We start from the raw sequence: 19,657 nt of genomic DNA, 5'->3' as shown, positions 1-19,657 counted from the left end.
GGCGAACGGCCCAGGTGCGGCCCAAGGCAGCCGATACTGTGACTCACAACGAGTGAATGTGCAGGTCAGGACGCCTTCCAAGCGGGCGGGCTGAGCGCTCTGTAAAACCGTCGGCTCAGCCTACGCAGGTTCGAACCCTGCACCTGCCACACCAGCCCAAACGGCCCCTGACCAGCGCAAACAGGTCCGGGTCGTTGTTATAGCGGCGCGCTCGAGGCGACGGTGTGCGGACCGTCGGCTCTGCTTATCGTCTCGGCGTTTGTCCTGGTCAGGCGCTCGCCGTCGGTCAGTGCTCGGCGGAGTTTCGGCGTCGTACGGCGTATACGCGGCCTGGTTTGGCCGTGAGGAATTGTCAAGACCTGTGGATGGTGTGTCACGCGGCGGCTTGGTGATCATCTCCTGATTCGTCGGTGCGTTCGACGAGTTTGCCTTTGGTGAAGGTGGCGCCGGCGCGGACGAGGGCGACGAGATGGGGTGTGTTTACGGCGCGCCAGCGGTGCTGGGCGGACTCGATGAGCTTGAAGGCCATGGCGATGCCGGCGGCCCGGGAGCCGGGGCCTTTGGTGACGCGTTGCCGTAGTCGGACGGTCGCGAAGGTCGACTCGATCGGGTTGGTGGTCCGCCGGTGGACCCAGTGTTCGGCGGGGTAGTCGAAGAACGCCAGGAGCACGTCGAGGTCGTCTGTGATCTTCGCGGCGGCTTTGGGCCACTTGACGCCGTAGTCGGCGGCGAACGCTGTCGCGGCCGTCTTCGCATGGTCTTTGTCCTCGGCGTTCCAGATCTCGGCCTGCGCGGCTTTCGCGCCGGGCTGGGCGGACTTGGGGAGGCAGTTGAGCACGTTCGCGATCTTGTGGAACCAGCAACGCTTCTCCCGAGCCTGCGGGAACACCTCGCGGACCGCGGCCCAGAAGCCGAGCGCGCCGTCGCCGACGGTCAGTACCGGGGCGCGCATGCCGCGGCGTTTAGCGCGGGACCGCTGCGCTGGTGCGTCGAGACCGAAACGGCGGGGAGGCCGAACATCAGGTTTGCCACGACCGCTCCGGCGGATCCGCCGACGAACTGAGCAACGATCAGGCTGGCCGCATCCCGGGTCGTGATGTGTCCGAACGCGCGTTCAACCAACGTCACCAGCGGGTTGAAGGCCGCCGACACCGGTTGCAGCGCCAAGATCAGGGCAACCAGCACGCCACCGGTGACGCCTGAGTTCTCCAACAGTTGCAACCCGACATCGTGGGGCGACAGGCGGACGGCAGCGATCCCCGAGCCGACGACAGCGGCGACGAGGAAAGCAGTACCGACGAACTCGGCCAGAATTCGGCGGGTCAGGACGGTCACGAGGCGGTGCTACCGATCAGTGTGGCCAGCCCGTCGAGGGCGTCCTGCCTGGCGCGGTAATACACCCAGACACCTCGTTTCTCACGTTCGACCAATCCCGCCTCGTGGAGAACCTTGAGGTGATGGCTGATCGTCGGCTGCGACAGGTCGAACGCGCGTCGTTCAGGTCGCACACGCACGCCTCACCGCCCTCGTGGCAGGCAACCAGCGACATCAACCGCAATCGGACCGGCTCCGCGAGCGCCTTCAGCAACGGTGCGATCTGGTCGGCGGCAGCCCGGCTCATGGGCTCCCTAGCGAGAGGCGAACAACACGCGACCGCCGCGACCGGGGTGAGCGTCAGTCGCCCAGACTTCGACATGCATCAATATTGACGCATGTCTATTCCTGCTGGCAACCCGTCGAGGAGCCCGACGCCGCCCATGCCGTCGGGCCGATGGCCGATGACATTGCTCACCCTCGACCGCCTGCACCAACGTCCTAACGAAAGTCGACTTTCGCCTCAACACCGGAACCCAGTACGCGAACTCCAGCCAGGGCCGGAACGACGATCAGACGCCAGTTTCGTCGGGGCGGCGGATCTGCGAGCGCAGCCGATGCAGCTGACGAATGTAGACGCGAGGCGTGACTCCGACGACGTTCTTGAAGTCGTTCAGGAGGTGCGTCTGGCTGCTGTAGCCGAGGTCGGCGGCGATACCGGCCCAATCGGGCCGAGCCGTCCTGGCGGTCCTCCCGAGTGCCCGCATGAGCCGTTGCCGCCTCAAGAGCCACTTGGGGCCGACCCCGACGTACTCGGCGAACGCCGCCTGCAGGGTCCGCTCGCTACGGAACAGTTCGGCTGCCAAACCGCTGACCGTGGTGGGGCCGTCCCGGCGGGTTATCGCTGCGACGGCATCCGCGACCAGTTCCAGTTGTGGACCTGGACGCCCGACCGGCCTCGAGTGAAGCAGCCGGTCAAGCGTATGGACCAAATGCTCCTCGGGTTGATGAAGTAGGTCTCTGCAGAAACCCGGATCGGCGCCGGGGAACACAGTCGTCAGGTCGACTCGCGCGCCGCGCAGTTGACTGATACGTCCACCCCAGAATGGCGCGAAGCCGCCGGGATTGAACGCGATGCCGGCCATGGCACCAGCGCCAGCGGTTTCATAGCTGAGGGCTCCGTCGGTAATCCCATGCGCGTGGGCGCCTCGAGCGGTGAAGAAAGCGTGCACCATCGGAACTGGGAGCACCTCGGTCGGCGTGTACGTGAGATTGTAGGGAAGCCGCCAGCGGAGCACCCAGTAGTGCGACACGTAGGCTCTCAAGTCGGCGGCCGGCTGGAAGCCCTGAACCGTGAAGTACCGGTCGAACACCTCCGGCTGCAGCAGCCCGCTCTCCAGCAACACTCGGTTCCGATCGGGCGAGCCTGCGGATTTCTGAGATATTTCAGCCACTGTTCGTTCCTACCGTAATGGCGCAGCCTAACTCGAGAGGAACAGCGATGAACGATACGACCCCAGAGTCGCCACCTAGCCCGGCGATGCAGGCCCTGAATCGACTGGTCGGCAGCTGGCGACTGAGCGGTGACAGCACTGGCACGGTTACCTACGAGTGGATGGAAGGCGGCTTCTTCCTCCTTCAGCACGTCGACATGCATCTGTTCGGGAGCGACGTCAAGGCGCTCGAGGTGATAGGTCACCTTCAGCCCTTCGGGCAGCCGCCGACCCCCGAGATCCGCTCGCGCGCCTATGATACGCGCGGCAACACCCTCGATTATGTGTACGCACTGGACGGCGACACCCTGACCATCTGGGGCGGCGAGCCCGGATCGTCGTCCTACTTCAGGGGCACCTTCGTCGACCAGGACACCAACCTCGGACAATGGACCTTCCCCGGCGGCGGCTACACCTCGAACATGCACCGAATCACCCGATGAACGCCATCGCCGACCGCCGGCAACCTCGGCACGTCAGGTGCCGACGACTGGCCGCCTCCCCGGTCAAACCGTCCGACAACTCAACTCGAAGAGCGACCATGTCCACCCCGACACGCACCATCACACGTTTCGCAGCGACGGTCCTCGACCGATCCAGAGGCGTCCGTCTCCTGCTCTGCTGCGGCGCGGTCGCCGGCCCGTTGTTCGTGGCTACCGTCCTCATCCAGGCAGCAACCCGAGAGGGCTTCGACCCGGCTCGGCACCCGCTCAGCGCCCTCAGCCAGGGCGACCTCGGCTGGATCCAGACCACGAGCTTCATCGTCACCGGGTTGCTCGCCACCGCCGGCGCCGTCGGCGCACGACGCGCACTGGGCGTCGGCTATGCACGGACCTGGGGTCCTCGTCTGCTCGCCGTGTACGGCCTCGCCCTCGTGGCGGCCGCAGCGTTTGTCACTGACCCCGTGGCCGGCTTCCCGTCGGCGAGCAGCGGCGCGTTGACGCCGTCGTGGCAGGGGCAGCTGCACAATGCGGCGGCCCTGGTCGGCGGCCTCGCCCTGGACACGGCCGGGTTCGTCTTCGCGCGACGGTTCCTTCACCGAGGCCAGCACACTTGGGCGGCCTACAGCCTCACCTGTGTCGTTGCTGATCTCGCCGCTGGCGGAGCGGCCGCATTGACTGGCGACTTCAGGTGGTTGCTTCTCGGCGGAGTGCTTACGTGGACGTGGGCTTCGGCCCTGAGTCTTGAGCTTCTCCGCCACGCGTGGTCCGACGACCCCGCCCCGGCAATCACGTCCCGCCGCGCACCGGACTTTCCTGGTTGGCCCGACCGCGTTCACACGACGATGCGGTTCAAGCGAAGGAACTCGGGCTGATGGGGCTGCTGACCACTGCGGGGATCTGGGCGCTGTTCGTAGCGACAACGCTATGGTTCCCGGCTCGCCGCGGACCGCTCGGATTCGCCGTGTACGTGGTAACCGTGGCTTGCAACGAGATTCCATTGGTGTTGCTGGCCGTGTTCGCCGGTTCCATCGTCGCCATTGGTGTGAGCGGCGAAGGGTTCGAGGGCGGGGCCGCGACGGCGGCGCTCGTGCTCGCAATTCTCGTCTCGCTGGGAATGGTCTGGCTCCAGATTCGCGCACGGACCGTTCGACCAGCGATGGAGACGGCGCTGGCCGCGGGTCTGGGAGCCGCCTGGCGCTCCTCGATCCGACCCGAGTTGCTGGCGGCGCTTACCCCGAGCGAGCCTTGGCTGCGCGGGATCCTGCTGCCCTTCCAGAGGCATTGGCGCACCGTCGAGCGTGAGCGCAGCGTTCCTTATGGTCCGGGCGGGCGCGCCCACTTCCTCGACACCTATCGTCGCCGGGACCGGGAAGCCGCCGGTCCGGTCATGATCCATCTGCACGCGGGGGGCTTCGTTCAGGGCAACAAGAGCCGGGAGAGCGTCGCCCTGCTGAACCAGTTGGCTGACCACGGTTGGTTCTGCGTCAGCGCGAACTACCGACTCCGCTCTCAAGGCGGGTTCCCCGCCTCGCTGGTTGACACGAAGCGGGTCATTGCGTGGGTACGGGCATACGCCAGCGAACACCACGTTGATGATGCTCAGATCTTCCTGATGGGCAACTCCGCCGGTGGCCATCTGGCGGTCTCCGCCGCACTCACTGCCGGTGACCCGCAGTATCAACCGGGATTCGAGCAAGCGGACACCTCTGTGGCTGGCGTGGTCGCGATATACAGCTACCTCGGGCCGCGCGGCTCCGACCCAGCCAGCGCACCGGTCAACCTGGCCCGGCCGGACGCCCCGCCCATCTTGATCATGCACGGGGCGAAAGACACCGCGATCCCACCGGCAGGACCACGCTCGGTGAGTGCCTCGTTGCGCTCGGCGTCGACGTCGCCAGTTGTTTACGCCGAGCTCACCGACACCCAGCACGGCTTCGATCTTTTCGCGTCCGTGCGTGCTCGAATCGCCTCGAACTTCGCCGAGGAGTTCCTCGCGTGGGTCCGGTCCCGTGGCCCGCGTGAAAGGTCGACTCTGACGTGAATACGCGTCATGTGGCCTTCCTGGCCGACGGTTGCCCGTTTGCTACCACGCTGCGGTCGACCCGGTCGCGATCGGACGGGTCTCGAGGTGCTCGTAACTCAAAGCGACCGTCGAGGAAGCCAGCCGGTCGAGCAAACCAGACGCGGCTACTTGCCGCCCACCACGCCGACACCCATGCCCGACATTGTGGACGCAGGTGGACTCAAACCGAACACATGGCAGCAGTTCGAGCGGCTCGGTTCCGCATGGGAGCAGGCGAAACGAGGGATCGGCGAGAGCGTGGTGTCCATCTCTCGGCGGTTCGGCATCCATCGCATGACGGTGTGGACGCACACCAAGGATCTGCCGTCATGATCCAGCCTCACCCAGTTTCATCGAGTCCGGCATCCGCCGCGTACTGCCATTCCGCCGCCACACGGTACGCCGGTTCGCCCGAGGCTCGTAGCAGCCGCCCGAGGGCTTAGGAAGCCGCCGGATTGCCTGCTTACCGGCCAGCCGATAGGCGGCCTCGGCGTTCTTCAAGTCGCCACGCCCCTCAAGCACCTCGCCGAGTCTCATGGCTGCGCCCTCGGCCCCGGCTCGACACGCTGCCTGGGCACGTGCCAGTTCCTCATCATTCAATCGTGGTACTGCGACCGGGTCAGGCGGCCGCGGTCCCGGCGGTCGCCGGACAACCTGATGTTCCTGCGCTCGGTCCGCCAGCGATGGAGGCGTCTGGGCGAGTGACCAACCACGGTCATGGACTACCGGAAACCTCTCTGTGGTCGTCTCGATCCACCGGTCGACAGCCTCCGGCGAGCAGCGGAGAGCATCGATGAGCGCTCGGACCGTCAGCAGTTTCGTGTCGCCGACGCCGGCCACCAGTTCATGCTCGCCAATCTGCGACAGTCGGGTGGTGAGCTGCCACCAGAATCGCATCAGGCAACGGCACTCCTCCGGCTCCCGGTCATCGGCAAGCCGGTCCATCACAACCGCGGCGGCACGGCTCCTCTGCTGATCGTCGCGAAATCCACGATGCAGATCGTTCAGGGACACGGGCAGAAGGCTACTTCGCTGCCGTGCACACGGCGATCAGCTTCGCCGACCCTCACAGCGAGCCACCGGCCATCCTCAATTGCCGCCGTGCGTGAAGCGCAACCATGCCGAATTTCGCGCGCCACAGGACGATGGCCGACGCCCGTCCTTCCTCAAGGACGCGACCAGCGGTGGTGCCACCAACCGAAGCCGTTCTGTGGCTCCGGGGTGGGCCAGGTCGCGCGTTCGAAGCGCGCGTCGAGGTCGCGAACGGCACGCGCGATCCGCCGTCCCTGCTTGCCTCCCCGCCGGATCATGGCTTCGAGCCGGTCGCGTGACTCCAACTCAAGTTCGCCGTTGCAGCACGGGCACGCTGGCTCGATGGGCCAAGGGCCTTCTTCAACTCGGCGGACAAGTTCCGCCCAGATCCGCAGGTGGAATTCGGCTGCACTCGCCGTGCGCGGCCGTCGCGGCCGCTGGCTGGTCATACGACCGGGGCCGGCTCCTCTCGGAGGGCAACCCGGGAATTTACGAATGTGTTCAAGAATGAACGCCGTGACGTGGCGCAGACGGTGAAGGGAATCTTGTTCCTGAGAATAGCCGCTGCGTGGCTCGCGCGCTCATGCGCCTGTCCAGGACCCTTCAGCGTGGTGGTGTGGCGGATTAGATGCAGTCACCGATCCACCTGCCACGACGCATCTTTCGGGGCACGCCCTCGGACACCAGGTAGACCAGGATCCTCAGCGCGTCGCCCATCGGCACAGTGTCACGGTCGGGGTACTCATCGACCTGACCGTTCTCGAGGACGAACCCGCCGCTGGAGCCGACTCCCCCAGGATCGATCGCATGTTCGCCAGGGTCGCCGTCGTCGTGCTCGAGGAGCATCACCATCGCCCGTGAACCATTGCTCACAAGCGCGATCGTGCCGCCACGTGAGCTCTCCAGCCACGTAGTCATCGTGCTCGCCTCTGCGGAGGTCCGGGAGGTTCGCTCGTACGACTGATATGTCTGCAACCGGCAGGACTGAGCGAGCCGTAGGCTGCCCGGGTGAGACGGTGGTTCTGGCAGACATGGAACGGACGCGTGCGTCCACTGCTCGACCGACTCCCGCCGCGCATCGAAGCTGATCCCAGGTGGGCGTGGCTAACCACCACATGGGAGTCACGATTCCCGACAGCGCGACCAGTTGGCCACGAGTTGCGCGGCGCCCTCGCTGATCGCTGGGTCCGGTTCCACAGCCCGCCTGAGTCGAAGCGGTACCCAGACGACGAGGCGGAGTACGCGGAAGTCCTACGACGTCACCACGCTGTGCTGGATGTCCTCGCGGCACCAGGAGCGGAACTGATCGCGATCACGGTTTCGTGGTCGCCAAGTCGTCACCCAAGGCGCCGGCCGCGCGATCTGGTCCGTGCGGCACCCGACGGCGCGCTGTGGAGGTCCGTTCTCTACGAGGCCGACGACTACGGAGAGTCCTGGTTTCATCTGTTTGCGAGCGGCCTTCACAATGCTCCGCGCGACCTCGATCCGCTGCTGCGCTTGGTCGCAGATTGGGCAACCTCAGACGTCATCCTCACGAGCCGGGATCTCGACTGGCTGTATCACCCCTACGACGGCGGCGGCGACCTTATCCCGCCCTCAGCACTAGAGCGGGACACTCTCGCGAATCGGTTCGCCGACTGGCTCCCGCGCAACCCGGCCGGCCTATAGGCCAGTTCGAAATCGCCATCTCGGTTGGACGCCGAGTCGCTCGCTCATGCCGCTGTCGGAATGCGCTCGGCCCGTGGTCCGCTTCGGCGGGAAACCGCAGGTCAGTGCGGGAGCCAGCCGTCCACGCCGACATGCCAACGCGTTGAGGAGCGGGTGGGGGACTTCAGCCGTGGAATGTAGGGCGGGAACTGGCGCGACTGCTGCAGCCGCGATGCCAAGCAACTCCGCGACTCGCCGGCTCGCGAGACAACCTGCTGCTGGTCACAGCTCGGGCTGCTTGAATAGGTTAGTCCAGCCTGTCGACCGCGCCGCGCTGGACTCGCTCGGTGACCTCGATGTAGATGAGCTTCGTGATGGTGGGCGAGCTGTGCCCGAGCGCATCCTGGATGTCGTCGATGGGCACGCCCTGCTCGTAGAGGAGCGTCGCGCACGAGTGCCGTAGATCGTGGAAGCGGATGCGTCGAACGCCGGCCGCCGTACACAGCTCCTCGAAGTGTCGGTTGATGTTCCGCGGATCGATCGGTGTTCCAATCTTCGTTGCGAACACCAAGTCGTGATCTCTCCAAGCCTGCCCCGCGCTCTCCCTTTCGTTCGCCTGCAGTTCCTGATGCCGTTTGAGTGCGGCACAGCAGGCCTCCGGGAGCGCTACGGCTCTCTCAGACCCGTCCGTCTTGACTGGCCCAAGCTCCAGCCGCCGGTTGACGCGGCCTCGATCCGAGCCCTCAGGTTAGCCGTTCGGCGTCGGTTTCGGGCTCACGCCGGTCTGGCGTGTGACGACGACGCTGTACTGTCTGATCGTTCCATTCTGCGCCTTGACTCTGATTGTGAGGGTGTTGTCGCCCACCCTGAGCCGTATTGTTCTCCCCTGACCGTTGGCCAGCGGGCTCCCGTTCAGGACCATCACATCATCGTCATTCACCGTCTCCGCGCGTACCTCCACGTTGGCTACTCTGGTTGGAACCCTGAGGTTGTAGGACGTTATGTCGCTCCGGAACTCGGGCACGAGGCTGCCTGATCCCACTGTCAACGTTTTGAGCAGAGCCGAACTGTGCACTGTGAGGACGAACGTGGCCTGTGCAGGGCCATAGCTCTGGGTCGCTCCCGCCCGGACGGTGATGGTGGTCTCGCCTGCCGACCGGAGCGTAACGATTCCGTCCGCTGAGATTTCTGCAACCCCCGCGTTGCTGCTTTCATAGCTGAACTCGGGGTGCTCAGCGATCGCGTTGGACGTGAAGCTCACTGCGAACGGTTCGTCGCCGACGCTTTTGGTCATATCGGCAAGACCGGACAGTTGTTGCTTGAGCGCTCCTACGTACAGCGTGAACGTCGCCGTCGCCGTCAATCCATTACTGGCTTCCACCTTGAAGGTGTAGGCACCTGGAGCGACGTCGCTCCGCAGCGCGATATCCCCGGTGAACGGATTGAGCGAAGCGCCCTGGGGCAGGTGGCCGGACGCTATCCGATAGGTGACCGGCCCGTGGCTCTCCGACCGGACCGTGACCTTCTGCGGCGTACCCGCCGGCACCACGTCCTTGTCGAGGGTGAGGTGAGACGGCGGTGAGGCTGGCAAGGCACTTGGCAGTTCGTACAGCTGGTGCTCCAGGCTGCCTAGTGAGACCGTCTGGGGAACCGGCCTTGCGTTCAGCAGGTCCTTCAGGTCGGTCGAGGGAATCTCGGCGGCACCCGACTTGATGACGAGTTCCTTCGGCGTCTGGCTGTAGTTCATGACGCTGAGGAGCAACTTGCCGTTGTAGACGGCCGTTCGCCACTCTCCGTCGCTCAACGGTTCTCCGGTGCTTTTGTCGTACACGATCACACGGTCCGGGTGCAGGCCGTCGAGGATCTCCTTGAACACCGCCCTGAGCTGGGCGTCAGTCTGGCCCCTGGACAACTCGCGCGTGTTGGGGTTGGTCAGCACGGCATCCCTTAGGGAGGCGTCGAGGGCCTTGTTGTAGCCATCGAATCGGAGCACGTCGGCTTCTGATCCGATCAGCACAACCATGCCGCCCTTGCGTTGCCAGGCGAGGATGTTCCGGAGCGTCTCTTCTTCGAGGTGGGTCACCTCGGGCAGCACGATCACCTTGTAGTCGCTCAGCTTGAAGTCGTCGTTGTGCCCGTTGATTACGTCCTCGGAGATCTGGCTGGCCCGGTGCCCTGACTGACTCAGCGCTTCGTAGGCCCGCCTCATCGCGGAATAGTGGTGGTTGGTTCCACCCGTGTCGTAGAGCGTCGATGCGAAGTCTGTGAAGATCGCGACATCGCCCTGCGTGTGCTGGAATGCGCCGAGCTCGTAGGACAGGCGGTTCATGTCGAGGGCCACCTTGCCGATGCGTGCGACCATGTCGGGGCGGTTGAGCAGGCTGCCCTGAAGGTAGTTCTGATTCACCCTGTCGTAGGAGCGGTCCCAAACCCACAGGGTGGACATGGTTCGCCCGTGCAGTGCCCCGCCCCAAAGGGTGTTCTCCACCGACATCGCGGCTTCAGGCACATAGTCCTCGTTGCCGTCGTTAATGACGTGGTCTTCGGAGTTGTAGCCTGGCTGCTTTTGGTAGGAGGCGAGCATGTCGTACAGGTAGAAGCTCTCGAGGTAGCCCCCGACCCCCAATTCGAAGGAGTTGCCGTTGTCGGTGCCGTTCAGATTGGTGAGGTCCACGAACTGCTCGGGATCGATGCCCCAGGTCAGCAGCGGCTGCCGGTTCACCAAGTTCCAGCCCATCGTCTTGATGTGGACCGGCAGGTCGGGCGCGAGTTCATGGATGATGTCGGCCATCTTCTGGTGGACGCCGGTGAACACGCTGTTCTTGTAGGTCAAGTACTCGTACAGGAGCGGCGTCGCTTCGAATGATTCCTTGAGGTTGAATGCCGGCACATCGTCAAAGCTCGCGAAGTTAGTGGCGAGTTGGCTGTTCATCGCAGCAACGTCGCCGTACTTCTCCTTGAGGAACGTGCGCCAGCCGGCAAGGTGGTAGGCGCTGCTGGAGTTGTTGACGTAGATGGGTTCGGAGGTGAGGGTGACAGACTGCAGCGCGGGATGGTCCTTGATCAGCGGGATCACCGCCCTGAGGAAGGTCTCCTCGACCTCCCAGAACATGGGGTGTTCCACGTCGATCGTGTTGGCGTACAGGTTGTCGATCTTGAGGTCGGGGTAGTCCTCATAGGTCCAGACCGGCCAGTAGTGCATGACGGTGGCCAGGTTGACCGCGGTGCCGTTGGCCGCCGCGTTGTCGAGGAAGGGCTGGATGTAGTTGCGGAGCCTGGTGAGGTTCACGCCGACCTTCTTGCCAGCCGCCAGATCCTCAGGAGTCGGCCGCGTGATCACGTCCGTGGGACCGAAGTTGTAGTCCACGATGTTCTGCCCGAGGTCATGGAACTTCGGAACGTCCTGGACGACGCGGTCGAACATGCCCGAGCCCTGGAAGATGATCGGGCGAACGCCATCGGTCGTCTCACCCATCATCGAGTACCCATTGGGCTGCGTCTGGCCCGTGACATAACGCGGCACCTCGAAGGACTGGGCTTTGCCGTCGATGAAGTCCTGGAGTTGGGTCATCGCCTCGTCAGCAAGGTTCTCCATCGTCCTCGCCATGTACTGGGCGCGCGGCAGGTAGTCCTTGCCGGCCCCGAGGTCGTCCTTGCCGTAGGTGGTGAACTCTTTGATGACGCGCGCGTTCACACGTTGATAGTCAACATGATGTCCGAGTGCTTCGGCCTCGGAGAGCTTGCTCTCAAGCGCCGGCAGGGTGACGTCCCGGAGGTGATCGAGCCAGTCCAGGACCGCCTGGTGGTCCATCGTGGCTGTGACCCTGACACTCGAACTTCGCGTCTTGCCCCGGGCGGTCACCGTGGCGTCAATGGTCATGTCTTTGTCGATGGTGATGGCGAACGTCTTCTTGAGTACCTGCCCGGGTGGCACCGTCACCGTGCCGGAGTACCCGGCCTGAGGAATGGCGATCTCGGCTTCGAGTGGAGTTGTGGAGTAGTTCGGCACGTAGAGGGTGTACCGGGCTTTGCTCCCTGCGGCCACGACCGTCGGCCCGGTCAGCCAGGCACTCCACTGCTCACCCTGCTCGAGCAGCTCGAGCTTCGCCGCCTTCGTCATGTCCTTGGAGCTGCCGATACCGTCGGTCCATTCCACCCAACCGCGATTGGAGACCTCGGTATTGACGTCGTTGTCGTTCATCAGGACGGTGAACGGAATGATGTTCGTACTCGCCGGCTTACCGAACATCACTGCGCCCCAGGGCATCTTGAATTCGTAATAGGTTGTCTTGGTGTCCTCGTTCCTGGAGAACTTGCGCTGGATCGAATCCGGTAACAGGACGGCCTGCCCATCTGCGTGCCGGTAGATGTCGGATACGCCGTCGGCGTAGGACGCCGCAAATTCCGTACGGAATCCTCGCACCGGGTCGAGGAAGGAGAACTGGAGGCTGTCACCCTGCCAACTGCTGCCACCCGTCGTCGCCTTGTGGATATCGTCCTTGACGATGGCGCCCATGTAGAAGTAGTTGTCGTCGTAGGCGTAATAGAAGGTGCCCGACAAATCGGCGGGGTCGAGCGGCCAGGGCTTGCCCGTCTTGTTCTGCTCGGGCTTTGCGGGAAGCTGTACGCCTGTGAACCCCTGGTATTTGTCGAAGTTGCCGTCGAGGGCCCATTCGGCGCCGTCGGCGTTGTACAACACTGGCAGTTGGGTCCCCTTGCCCGCCTCCTCGAGGAAGAGGTTGGAGCGAATCAGTTCCTCGGTGCTGTCTTCGCCGTAGTAGTGGCCGTCGCTCGCCGTCCCGAAGCCGGCCCGCCCGTCGTCCGTGACGGGTGTCACCTCGAAGAAGACATAGTTGTCCAGGTCCGCGGAGGTGATCGTGTAGGAGAGCTGGTCCTGGCCAGGGATCTGGACCATGTCTGAACCGTCGGCATGGGTGCCTCGGTACCACTTGTACTGCGAGGCGCCTTCGGCGGCGTCGCGTTCGTCGGAGTATGCGTAGGTGCCCGTCAGCGTGGTCTTGTCTGCCGACACCGTAAGAGCCACGTCCGAGGCTCGCGGCAGGGCGACCACATCGCTGGGCACGTAGTCGTAGATCTCGCGGATGTCGTCGGCGCCCAGGGCGCGTTCGTAGACGATCACTTCGTCCATGCGTCCGGCGAACCCGCTGCCGAACCGCAGCAGCGTGAGGTTCGTCGCCTGGTGGCTCTGGTTGAAGCGGGCGCTCTTGACCAGTGATCCGTTCAGGTAGATGGAGAACTCGCCGGCCTTCGGGTTGTTGCTGCTGCCCGCGATGTAGGTGAAGGCCAGATGGTTCCATTCGCCCTTCTTCAGCACGCCCGGAGCGGTGGTCAGCTTGGCGAAGGCGCCGTCGAAGGTGATGTCGTCCTCCGGGCTCCGCGGGCCGCCGCTCCAGTTGAGCAGGCTCGCGGTCAGGCTTCCGTCCATGTTCGCCTGGAGCTTCATGGTGTTGTCGACCGGCCACCCGCTGCCGTCACTGCGCATGTTGACGGTGCTGTCGACCAGGCTGCTGTTGAGCAGCTCGTCCGGCCTGAGCCACATGGCGACCGTCGCCTGCTCCGGGGTGGGAGTGCTGGTGGCGCTCCTGGTGACATCGAGGTAGTTGCTGGTGCTGCCGTTCAGGCGGAGGGCCTTGCCCAGCCCGGTACGGCTCTCGGCGAGGGCCCCGTACGCCCTGTCGAGGCTGTTGCTCACCACATCCTTCGTGGCGTTGCCATTGACCAGTTCCTCCATGGTCCATCTGGCGGCCGGATCTGCCGGGAGTTCCTTGAGCGCGGCGTCCTTGGCCAGCACGCTGTCGCTAAGCGCGGCATCGCCGGTGCGGCCGTCCTTGTCCTTCGGCGTGACGCCGAAGAAGAGGTATTTCCCTGCGTCCTCGTCGCGGACGAGGTATGTCGAGTCCGTCGCCCCGCTGATGGCGTCCTTGCCGGCCGGGTCGGCCGAGGGCGCGGAGTACCACTGGTACTCCGAGCCGCTTTCGTCGATCAGCAGGTTGCTGTAGTAGGAGTACGCACCCGTGACGGTGTTGCCGGCCTTGGGGTTTCCGGTGATCTTGACGGCCCGTGCCTGCGGCGGCTCGGCCTTGATCTCCGGAGCCACGCCGACGAGCATCAGGTTGCCGATCTCGTTCTGGGCCAGGACGCGATCGTAGAGCTGGATCTCGTCCATCAGGCCGGTGAAGCCACCGCCGAACTTCACTCCGCCCATGTTGATCGGCCCGGTCCAGTTGCTCTGGGTGGCATCGGCGGCGATCCCGCCGTCCACGTAGATGGTGAACTTCCCGGAGCCGCCGCCCAGGTTGGACGGCTCGTAGGTGATCGCGACGTGCGACCACTCGCCGGGGCGGATCGCTCCCGCGGCGGTTGACACGATGCAGAAACCGCTGTCGTAGACGACGTTGCGCTGGCCGGTGCCGGCATAGCCGGACCAGTAGAGAAGCCTGGCACTCAGGCTGCCGTCGGCATTCAGGTCGAGCTCGAATGCCCCGTCCTCGGGATATCCCGGCGACGTCTCCATGACCTTTCCGGCCGCGGCGTCAGGTCTGATCCACATGCCGACGGTGATCTTCTGGTTGTCGGCCGGGCCGTTGACAGCCTTTCGCTCGGCCTGCAGATAGCCGGAGCCATCCAGGCTCAGGGCATTTCCGTACCCGTCGTTTCCCGGGGCGAGCGACGCCGACGCGGTGTCGTATTCACCGCTGACCAGATCCATGACCTTGCCGGAGATCCGCTGCTCCATCGCCCATCGCGCAGCAACACCGTCCAGCGGCGTGTCCGACACCGCACCCGGCGCCCGTACGTAGACAGCCGCCATGGCCTGTTCGCCGACGCGGCCATCGGCATCCTTCGGCGTGACGCCGAAGAGCAGGTACTTGCCGACATCCTCCGGTGTGACGACGTAGGTGCTGCCCGTGGCTCCGGGACGCTCCGACCGTCCGCTGCCGTCGCCGGTGTCTGCCCGGTACCACTGGAGTTCGGTGCCGGTCTCGGCCGAATTCACGTTCGAGTAATAGCTGTATTCACCCGTGAGGGTCTCGCCTCCGGCCGCCGTGCCGATGATGCGCGGGCTGCGGGCCTGCGGAGGTTGGGGCGCGCCGGGATCGGGCTGGTATCCGTAGACCGTGCCGATCTCGTCGGCGGACAGGGTCCGGTCATAGATCTGGATGTCATCCATCCGTCCGGCGAACCGGGCGCTGTTGTCCCGCCGGAGCCCAAATACCAGGGAATCCAGGAAGGCCAGCCGTTGCGGTGAAACCGTGTAGGTTCCGCCCGCGACCTTGTTACCGTCGACGTAGAGCGCGAGCCTACCGGTATTGGCGGCACTGCTGTATTTATAGGTGAGCGTGACATGCTGCCACGTGTTGCCGCTGACGACGCTTCCATTGGAAATGATCCCCGAATAGCCGTCATGGTAGGAGTCGGAATCCAAGGTTGGTTCGGGGAACGTGTAGTACTGCTCGAAGATGTTGGCGCCCAGCTTTCCGTCCCCGGTGACGTAGAACAGCAGAGAACCGGGCCACAGATCATTGGGAGACGTTGAAAGTAGGTGTCCGTTGTTCTGCAGGTCAGTGGGATACACCCACATCCCGACCGTCAATTCGTCGGCGACCTTGTCCGGGGTGAGCGACCTGCCGACGTCTATCGTGGTCTGTGACGACGGCGTGAATTGGATGGCGCTGCCGAACCTCCCGTCGGCAAGGGCGCCCCCATGCACGGCGTCCCAGGCATCGGCCTGGACGTCGTGGACCTTGCCGCCGTCCAGTTCATCCATGGTCCAGTGCGCGATCAGGTTATCCGGGAGCCCGCTCGTGGCGCGATCTGCGAATGCGCTGGCAGGCACGTACACGGCGGCCAGCACACAGATGACGAGCAAGGACACGACTGCCTTCTTCTCACCTAGTCTCATTGAGGACGCCTCCTGGATGTGATCGGAACGAAGCGTGGCGCCCGTGTCCTCCAGCGTCGGGGCTCGGTCGAAATCGGCGCGTAGCAGCGTGTGAGCTCGCCGAGCCGGGGTGCGGCACCCGTCGCCCACAGCAGCGCGTCATCCAGCTGCACCGGCTCCTGCAAGGTGCGCACCTCACGTGCACGGGGTTCCTTGACGCGACGGATCGTCTGTAACGTGTCAATGGCAGCGAACCCCTTGTGGCTCTGCAGCTCTTCGAGATCCAGGACCGATGCGGACCAAATGTCTGCCGCGTCGAGGGTCCGGGGCAAATGAGCGCGTGACTGCGAGGCGAGATGGCCTGCAAGGATGCGGTCGATGTCATCCCGCTGCGTCCACAACGAGTCAGGATCTGTGAACCGGGACAGTTCCCAGATCCCCAGCAGGTCGGCAATCCGGTCGACGGGTTCATCGCGATGGGGAGGTAGCCGTCGGATGTGGGGTGGGTGCCATACGGCGCGGCCGGGATGGCGTGCGCTGAGTGAGCCCGTGCCGTTCGACCCTGATCGAGGGTCATTCAGCCGCCTGCTCAGCAGTCCGAACTGCAGGTCGAGCATCGCCTCCAACGGGCCTGCCTCCGCAAGGTTGGCCTCGCCTGTGCGGAATCGACTGACGAGCAGCGCGGTCACGCCCTGGGCGATGTGGCAGCTCATGGGGTGGCCGTGATCGACAGTCCAACCGGCACGGGCCCGTCGCCACGCGAGCCGTTGAGCCAAGGCAAACGCGAGACGGCCTGCGCCGGCAGGTCTTCGCCTGGCCGGTCACGCCACGGCCCTTCGGTGCCGTAGCCCGTCGCGCTCACATAGACGATACGGAGGTTAGTCTTGGGCGCCGAGCCGTAGCCGAGCCCGATGCGCGCCATCACCCCCGGTCGGAAGTTCTCGACATTCACCTCGGTGCGCCGGATGGTCTCGAGGATGTGGCTGAAGTCAAGGACAGGAACCGCGTCGATGGGCGGGTCGGATGGCTCGCTCAAGGATATCCCCCACGACATTGGGGTTATCAAACGATTGATCAAACTTTAGTTCTGACAGTTGGGGTTCGCAACACCCTTCGCGAAGCCGAGGGCCCTGTGACAGGAGGACTCCCCTTGGGCCTGCGATGCCAGGTCAACAGGACACCGGATGCCTGACGTGGCACAGCCCGGGTCAAGCCAGCTCGGGCGCGCGATGCGCGTGCCGACCGGTCCCCCGCCATCAGTGGAGTGAAGATCCTCCGAGCCTTGTAAGGAACCCCTCGATCAAATACCGGCCCACCCATGCGTGCACCGACTGTCGGGAGAGACCCTGACCTGGGCCGCCACCTCGGTCACCGACGCACCCCCCAGCACTACCCGAACCGCGTCCAACCGCTGTTCGTGGAGGAACCGGGCAGGGTCGATACTAGGGTTCGCGGTCATCGCGTAGGTCTCCTTGGACTTGAGCGGGAACTCAGTTCGAAGGATCACGCGATGACCGCCCTTACGCGTCTACGACACGCCCATCAACGAGCGCCTGCCGTACACCACTCTGATGGACGCCACTCCTCGCCCGCCGGACCGCAGTTCATGGCCCCGGGCCGGCATCCATGAGACAGGGAATCTACAGAGCCTTGCGTGAAGGAAATGGGGTAGAGACCACGGCGAGAGTCAGGCCTGCTTCTCATCAGCTGGGGCAGGCCAGCACTCGCGGGGAATGCGCTCGGCCGGCGCCCGGCTCCCGGATGAAACCGCAGGTCAGACCCACAGTCCTTACCGATCTTGAAAACCGCTACCGAGGGACCCCTCTCGGTCAAGGGTTCGAATCCCTCGCCCCCGCTCACCAGCGCTTTCGCAGGTCAGAGCCGGTTGTGACCGTCCATCTCGGCCCCGGCCGTGATCGTCTAGGAGTCCAGCTGTGTGCAGTGACTTGCGGCTTGAGATGGGTGGTTGCACGGAATACGCTCGGCCGGAGTCGAGTCGCAGCACCTGGTCAGTCCCCGATCTTCCTGTCAGAGAGACGGAGCCAACGAAGCTCCTCCGAGCCTTGAGGACACCGCTTCGGCTGTCAGCGCGCCGGCAGGGTCCCTGTTGCCGATCCTGGCTGTACTTGCCCGAAGAACCGTTCGACCACGCCGTTGGTCTGGGGGTCTTCACCCGGGTCCGCACCTGCCGCAGCAGCGGGTCCTCGCCGTGAACGCGTCGGCGAACACCGACCCGCGGAAGCACGGCCCGTTGTCGGAGACGACCGCGATCGGTGTCGGCGCCTGCCCGACAACCTCGCCGTCGGGGTCGAGGACGTCCATCGCACCGACCCGGTGTGCGGCTCTTAGGGCCTCGAGGTCTGTGAAGGGACCTCCGCGATGTGGCTTGCGAGCAAACTACCTGGGCGCCGAAAGGCGTCACGGCGGTAAGCACCGCAACGAGCCGTAACCTATTCGGGCGCGCTTTCGCAGGTCAGCGCCCGGTCAGCGAGCGCGGCCTACGCTGAAGGTGTGCACCACAGAGCACCCCATGATCCCGCCCCGATCCCGTTGGGAAAGGGGTGGCGACCGCAGACTCCACAGCCGGGCACATCGGCTTCCGCGTTACGGTCTGAAGTAATTCCTGTCAATCGTACGATGTGGCCTACACGCGCGTGCAAGATGACCCAGGGGATAACCGAGCGCGGAGTTTGCCTGCCCAGACGGTATCAAGACCGGTGTGCTTGAGGAATTTGCGCGGCTCGGTCCCGAGCTGACGCGGCAAACGGCCGATGCGCATCCTCCTGGCCGTACAGCGAGCCGAGGAGATCGCCGAGGCCATCTTGTTCCTCTCCTCCGAACGTGCGAGCCCCGCGGTGGGCAGTGCCTTCGCGGTCGACGGAGTTTACACCGTCCCGTCATCCTCTCCACGGGGCTGAACCCGGGGCGACATGCTATCCGTTCGCTCGTTCACAAGTGTTGGAGCCGAGCGTCGAAGAGCCTGCGCAGTCGTCGTTGGCCGGCGCGCTCGATGACCGCTGCGCCTACTCGGACAACCATAGTGGCGTTCTGCGGGTCACTTGCCCTTCAGGTCGTTCCGTGAGGTCGGCCGCCGGGTGAGGAGGTCCCGTACCTTGTCGACAATGCCGGTGCCCGGACCGAGCAGCTTGTTCAGCGGAGGTTTGTCCGGAGCGTGTGGATGAGGCCTCGTGGGCGCGGCAGCCTTGGCCACTTCGACCTTGCGGCCCAGTTCACGCAACTCCTCTTTGGAGCAGGCTTCACGCAGTTTCGGAAATACCTCGCTCTCCTCTTGTCGCAGATGCTCGCGGGTCCGTTGCATCAAGGAGTCGAGGAGCCGTTCGAACTCTGGCGTTGACGGTTTAGCCCTTTGGAGCTGTTTCATCGTCTTCTCGGCTTCGGCGTGCTCGGAGAGCTCTTGGTCGGCGAGGGTGTCACCGTTAGGGATTACCCGGCGCGCGGTCGGGTATAGATACCGCCCCTCGGCGGCCTCGTGTCGTACCAGTTCGGCGATGACCACGTCGGCGAGCTGACGGCGCCGTTTCGCGGGTTGCCCCTTGTCCCGCTCCACCTGGGTGAACAGTTGCCTGAGCTCGCGGTGATCCGCGACGAGGACATCAATCATGTCGCGCTGCGGCTTATTCACTGTTCCTCCTTCGAAGAGGCCGTGACGCTCTCGCGCATCATTGCCTCCTACCCACACGTCGGGAGACCAACCCGACCCGCTCCGATGGGCTCAGCGTGGCGGTCCTCAACAAACTGCCTA

General features: G+C 64.6%; 15 protein-coding genes and 2 pseudogenes. 5 read left to right on the top strand and 12 right to left on the bottom strand.

Going from position 1 to position 19,657, the window contains the following annotated elements; translation table 11 throughout:
• Nucleotides 1-373 precede the first annotated feature (373 nt).
• From B141_RS42970 to B141_RS42955, 4 genes and pseudogenes are all read right to left on the bottom strand, one after another.
• Nucleotides 374-964 (bottom strand): annotated as a pseudogene (locus B141_RS42970) (transposase); the annotation flags it as partial.
• Nucleotides 934-1,335, bottom strand: a complete 402-nt coding sequence (locus tag B141_RS42965; RefSeq protein WP_020578295.1) for an aquaporin — start codon at nt 1,333-1,335, stop codon at nt 934-936. The pseudogene B141_RS42970 and the gene B141_RS42965, both read right to left, overlap by 31 nt.
• Nucleotides 1,332-1,514, bottom strand: coding sequence for an ArsR/SmtB family transcription factor (locus tag B141_RS52590; protein ID WP_237742820.1), 183 nt, complete (start codon nt 1,512-1,514; stop codon nt 1,332-1,334). The genes B141_RS42965 and B141_RS52590 overlap by 4 nt, the downstream gene beginning before the upstream one ends.
• Nucleotides 1,515-1,886: 372 nt before the next feature.
• Nucleotides 1,887-2,720, bottom strand: a complete 834-nt coding sequence (locus tag B141_RS42955) for a helix-turn-helix domain-containing protein (protein ID WP_020578294.1) — start codon at nt 2,718-2,720, stop codon at nt 1,887-1,889.
• A 95-nt stretch (nt 2,721-2,815) separates the two neighbouring features.
• Here B141_RS42955 and B141_RS0126905 point away from each other — a divergent pair, with 95 nt between their 5' ends.
• The 4 genes from B141_RS0126905 to B141_RS0126890 all read left to right on the top strand — a co-directional run bounded on the left by B141_RS0126905 (nt 2,816) and on the right by B141_RS0126890 (nt 5,645).
• Nucleotides 2,816-3,250, top strand: a complete 435-nt coding sequence (locus B141_RS0126905) for a hypothetical protein (protein ID WP_026257607.1) — start codon at nt 2,816-2,818, stop codon at nt 3,248-3,250.
• A gap of 98 nt (nt 3,251-3,348) precedes the next feature.
• Complete coding sequence (locus B141_RS42950; protein WP_020578292.1) at nt 3,349-4,122, top strand: DUF998 domain-containing protein; 774 nt, start codon at nt 3,349-3,351, stop codon at nt 4,120-4,122.
• Nucleotides 4,122-5,291 carry an alpha/beta hydrolase gene (locus B141_RS42945; RefSeq protein WP_020578291.1) on the top strand — a complete coding sequence of 390 codons (1,170 nt, stop codon included), beginning with the start codon at nt 4,122-4,124 and terminating at the stop codon, nt 5,289-5,291. Before B141_RS42950 ends, B141_RS42945 begins: the two co-directional genes overlap by 1 nt.
• A gap of 174 nt (nt 5,292-5,465) precedes the next feature.
• Entirely contained in the window at nt 5,466-5,645 is a 180-nt protein-coding gene (locus B141_RS0126890; protein ID WP_020578290.1) for a helix-turn-helix domain-containing protein, read from the top strand.
• 833 nt (nt 5,646-6,478) lie between these two features.
• On the opposite strand, the gene B141_RS49700 is transcribed toward B141_RS0126890, so the two are convergent.
• Together B141_RS49700 and B141_RS42940 are read right to left on the bottom strand one after the other, a co-directional pair.
• Nucleotides 6,479-6,622 carry a hypothetical protein gene (locus B141_RS49700; RefSeq protein ID WP_157181312.1) on the bottom strand — a complete coding sequence of 48 codons (144 nt, stop codon included), beginning with the start codon at nt 6,620-6,622 and terminating at the stop codon, nt 6,479-6,481.
• A 346-nt stretch (nt 6,623-6,968) separates the two neighbouring features.
• On the bottom strand, nt 6,969-7,262 hold the full coding sequence (locus tag B141_RS42940) for a hypothetical protein (RefSeq protein WP_020578287.1): 294 nt from the start codon (nt 7,260-7,262) through the stop codon (nt 6,969-6,971).
• 90 nt (nt 7,263-7,352) lie between these two features.
• Between B141_RS42940 and B141_RS0126870 the strand changes: the two genes are divergently transcribed.
• Nucleotides 7,353-8,012, top strand: a complete 660-nt coding sequence (locus B141_RS0126870) for a DUF3885 domain-containing protein (protein ID WP_237742819.1) — start codon at nt 7,353-7,355, stop codon at nt 8,010-8,012.
• A 286-nt stretch (nt 8,013-8,298) separates the two neighbouring features.
• Here the strand turns inward: B141_RS0126870 and B141_RS47855 are convergent, their stop codons facing one another.
• The 6 genes and pseudogenes from B141_RS47855 to B141_RS0126835 all read right to left on the bottom strand — a co-directional run bounded on the left by B141_RS47855 (nt 8,299) and on the right by B141_RS0126835 (nt 19,537).
• The gene (locus tag B141_RS47855; RefSeq protein WP_026257606.1) at nt 8,299-8,703 is read right to left on the bottom strand and encodes a tyrosine-type recombinase/integrase; all 405 of its coding nucleotides are present in this window, start codon (nt 8,701-8,703) and stop codon (nt 8,299-8,301) included.
• A 36-nt stretch (nt 8,704-8,739) separates the two neighbouring features.
• Nucleotides 8,740-15,915 carry a LamG-like jellyroll fold domain-containing protein gene (locus B141_RS0126860; protein WP_020578284.1) on the bottom strand — a complete coding sequence of 2,392 codons (7,176 nt, stop codon included), beginning with the start codon at nt 15,913-15,915 and terminating at the stop codon, nt 8,740-8,742.
• Nucleotides 15,912-16,816: pseudogene (locus B141_RS42935) on the bottom strand (CoA transferase). Before B141_RS42935 ends, B141_RS0126860 begins: the two are co-directional and overlap by 4 nt.
• A 378-nt stretch (nt 16,817-17,194) precedes the next feature.
• On the bottom strand, nt 17,195-17,353 hold the full coding sequence (locus B141_RS0126850) for a hypothetical protein (protein WP_157181311.1): 159 nt from the start codon (nt 17,351-17,353) through the stop codon (nt 17,195-17,197).
• A 710-nt stretch (nt 17,354-18,063) separates the two neighbouring features.
• Nucleotides 18,064-18,216: a hypothetical protein gene (locus B141_RS49695; protein ID WP_020578281.1), complete on the bottom strand. Its 153-nt coding sequence runs from the start codon at nt 18,214-18,216 to the stop codon at nt 18,064-18,066.
• A 733-nt stretch (nt 18,217-18,949) separates the two neighbouring features.
• Nucleotides 18,950-19,537, bottom strand: a complete 588-nt coding sequence (locus B141_RS0126835; RefSeq protein ID WP_202805934.1) for a hemerythrin domain-containing protein — start codon at nt 19,535-19,537, stop codon at nt 18,950-18,952.
• Nucleotides 19,538-19,657 lie beyond the last annotated feature (120 nt).

Origin of the sequence: Actinopolymorpha alba DSM 45243, assembly GCF_000373925.1 — a bacterium.
In the GTDB taxonomy this organism is placed as follows: Bacteria; Actinomycetota; Actinomycetes; order Propionibacteriales; family Actinopolymorphaceae; genus Actinopolymorpha; species Actinopolymorpha alba.
Note: the sequence above shows the minus strand (reverse complement) of the source record. Positions and strands in the feature narration are given on the sequence as shown.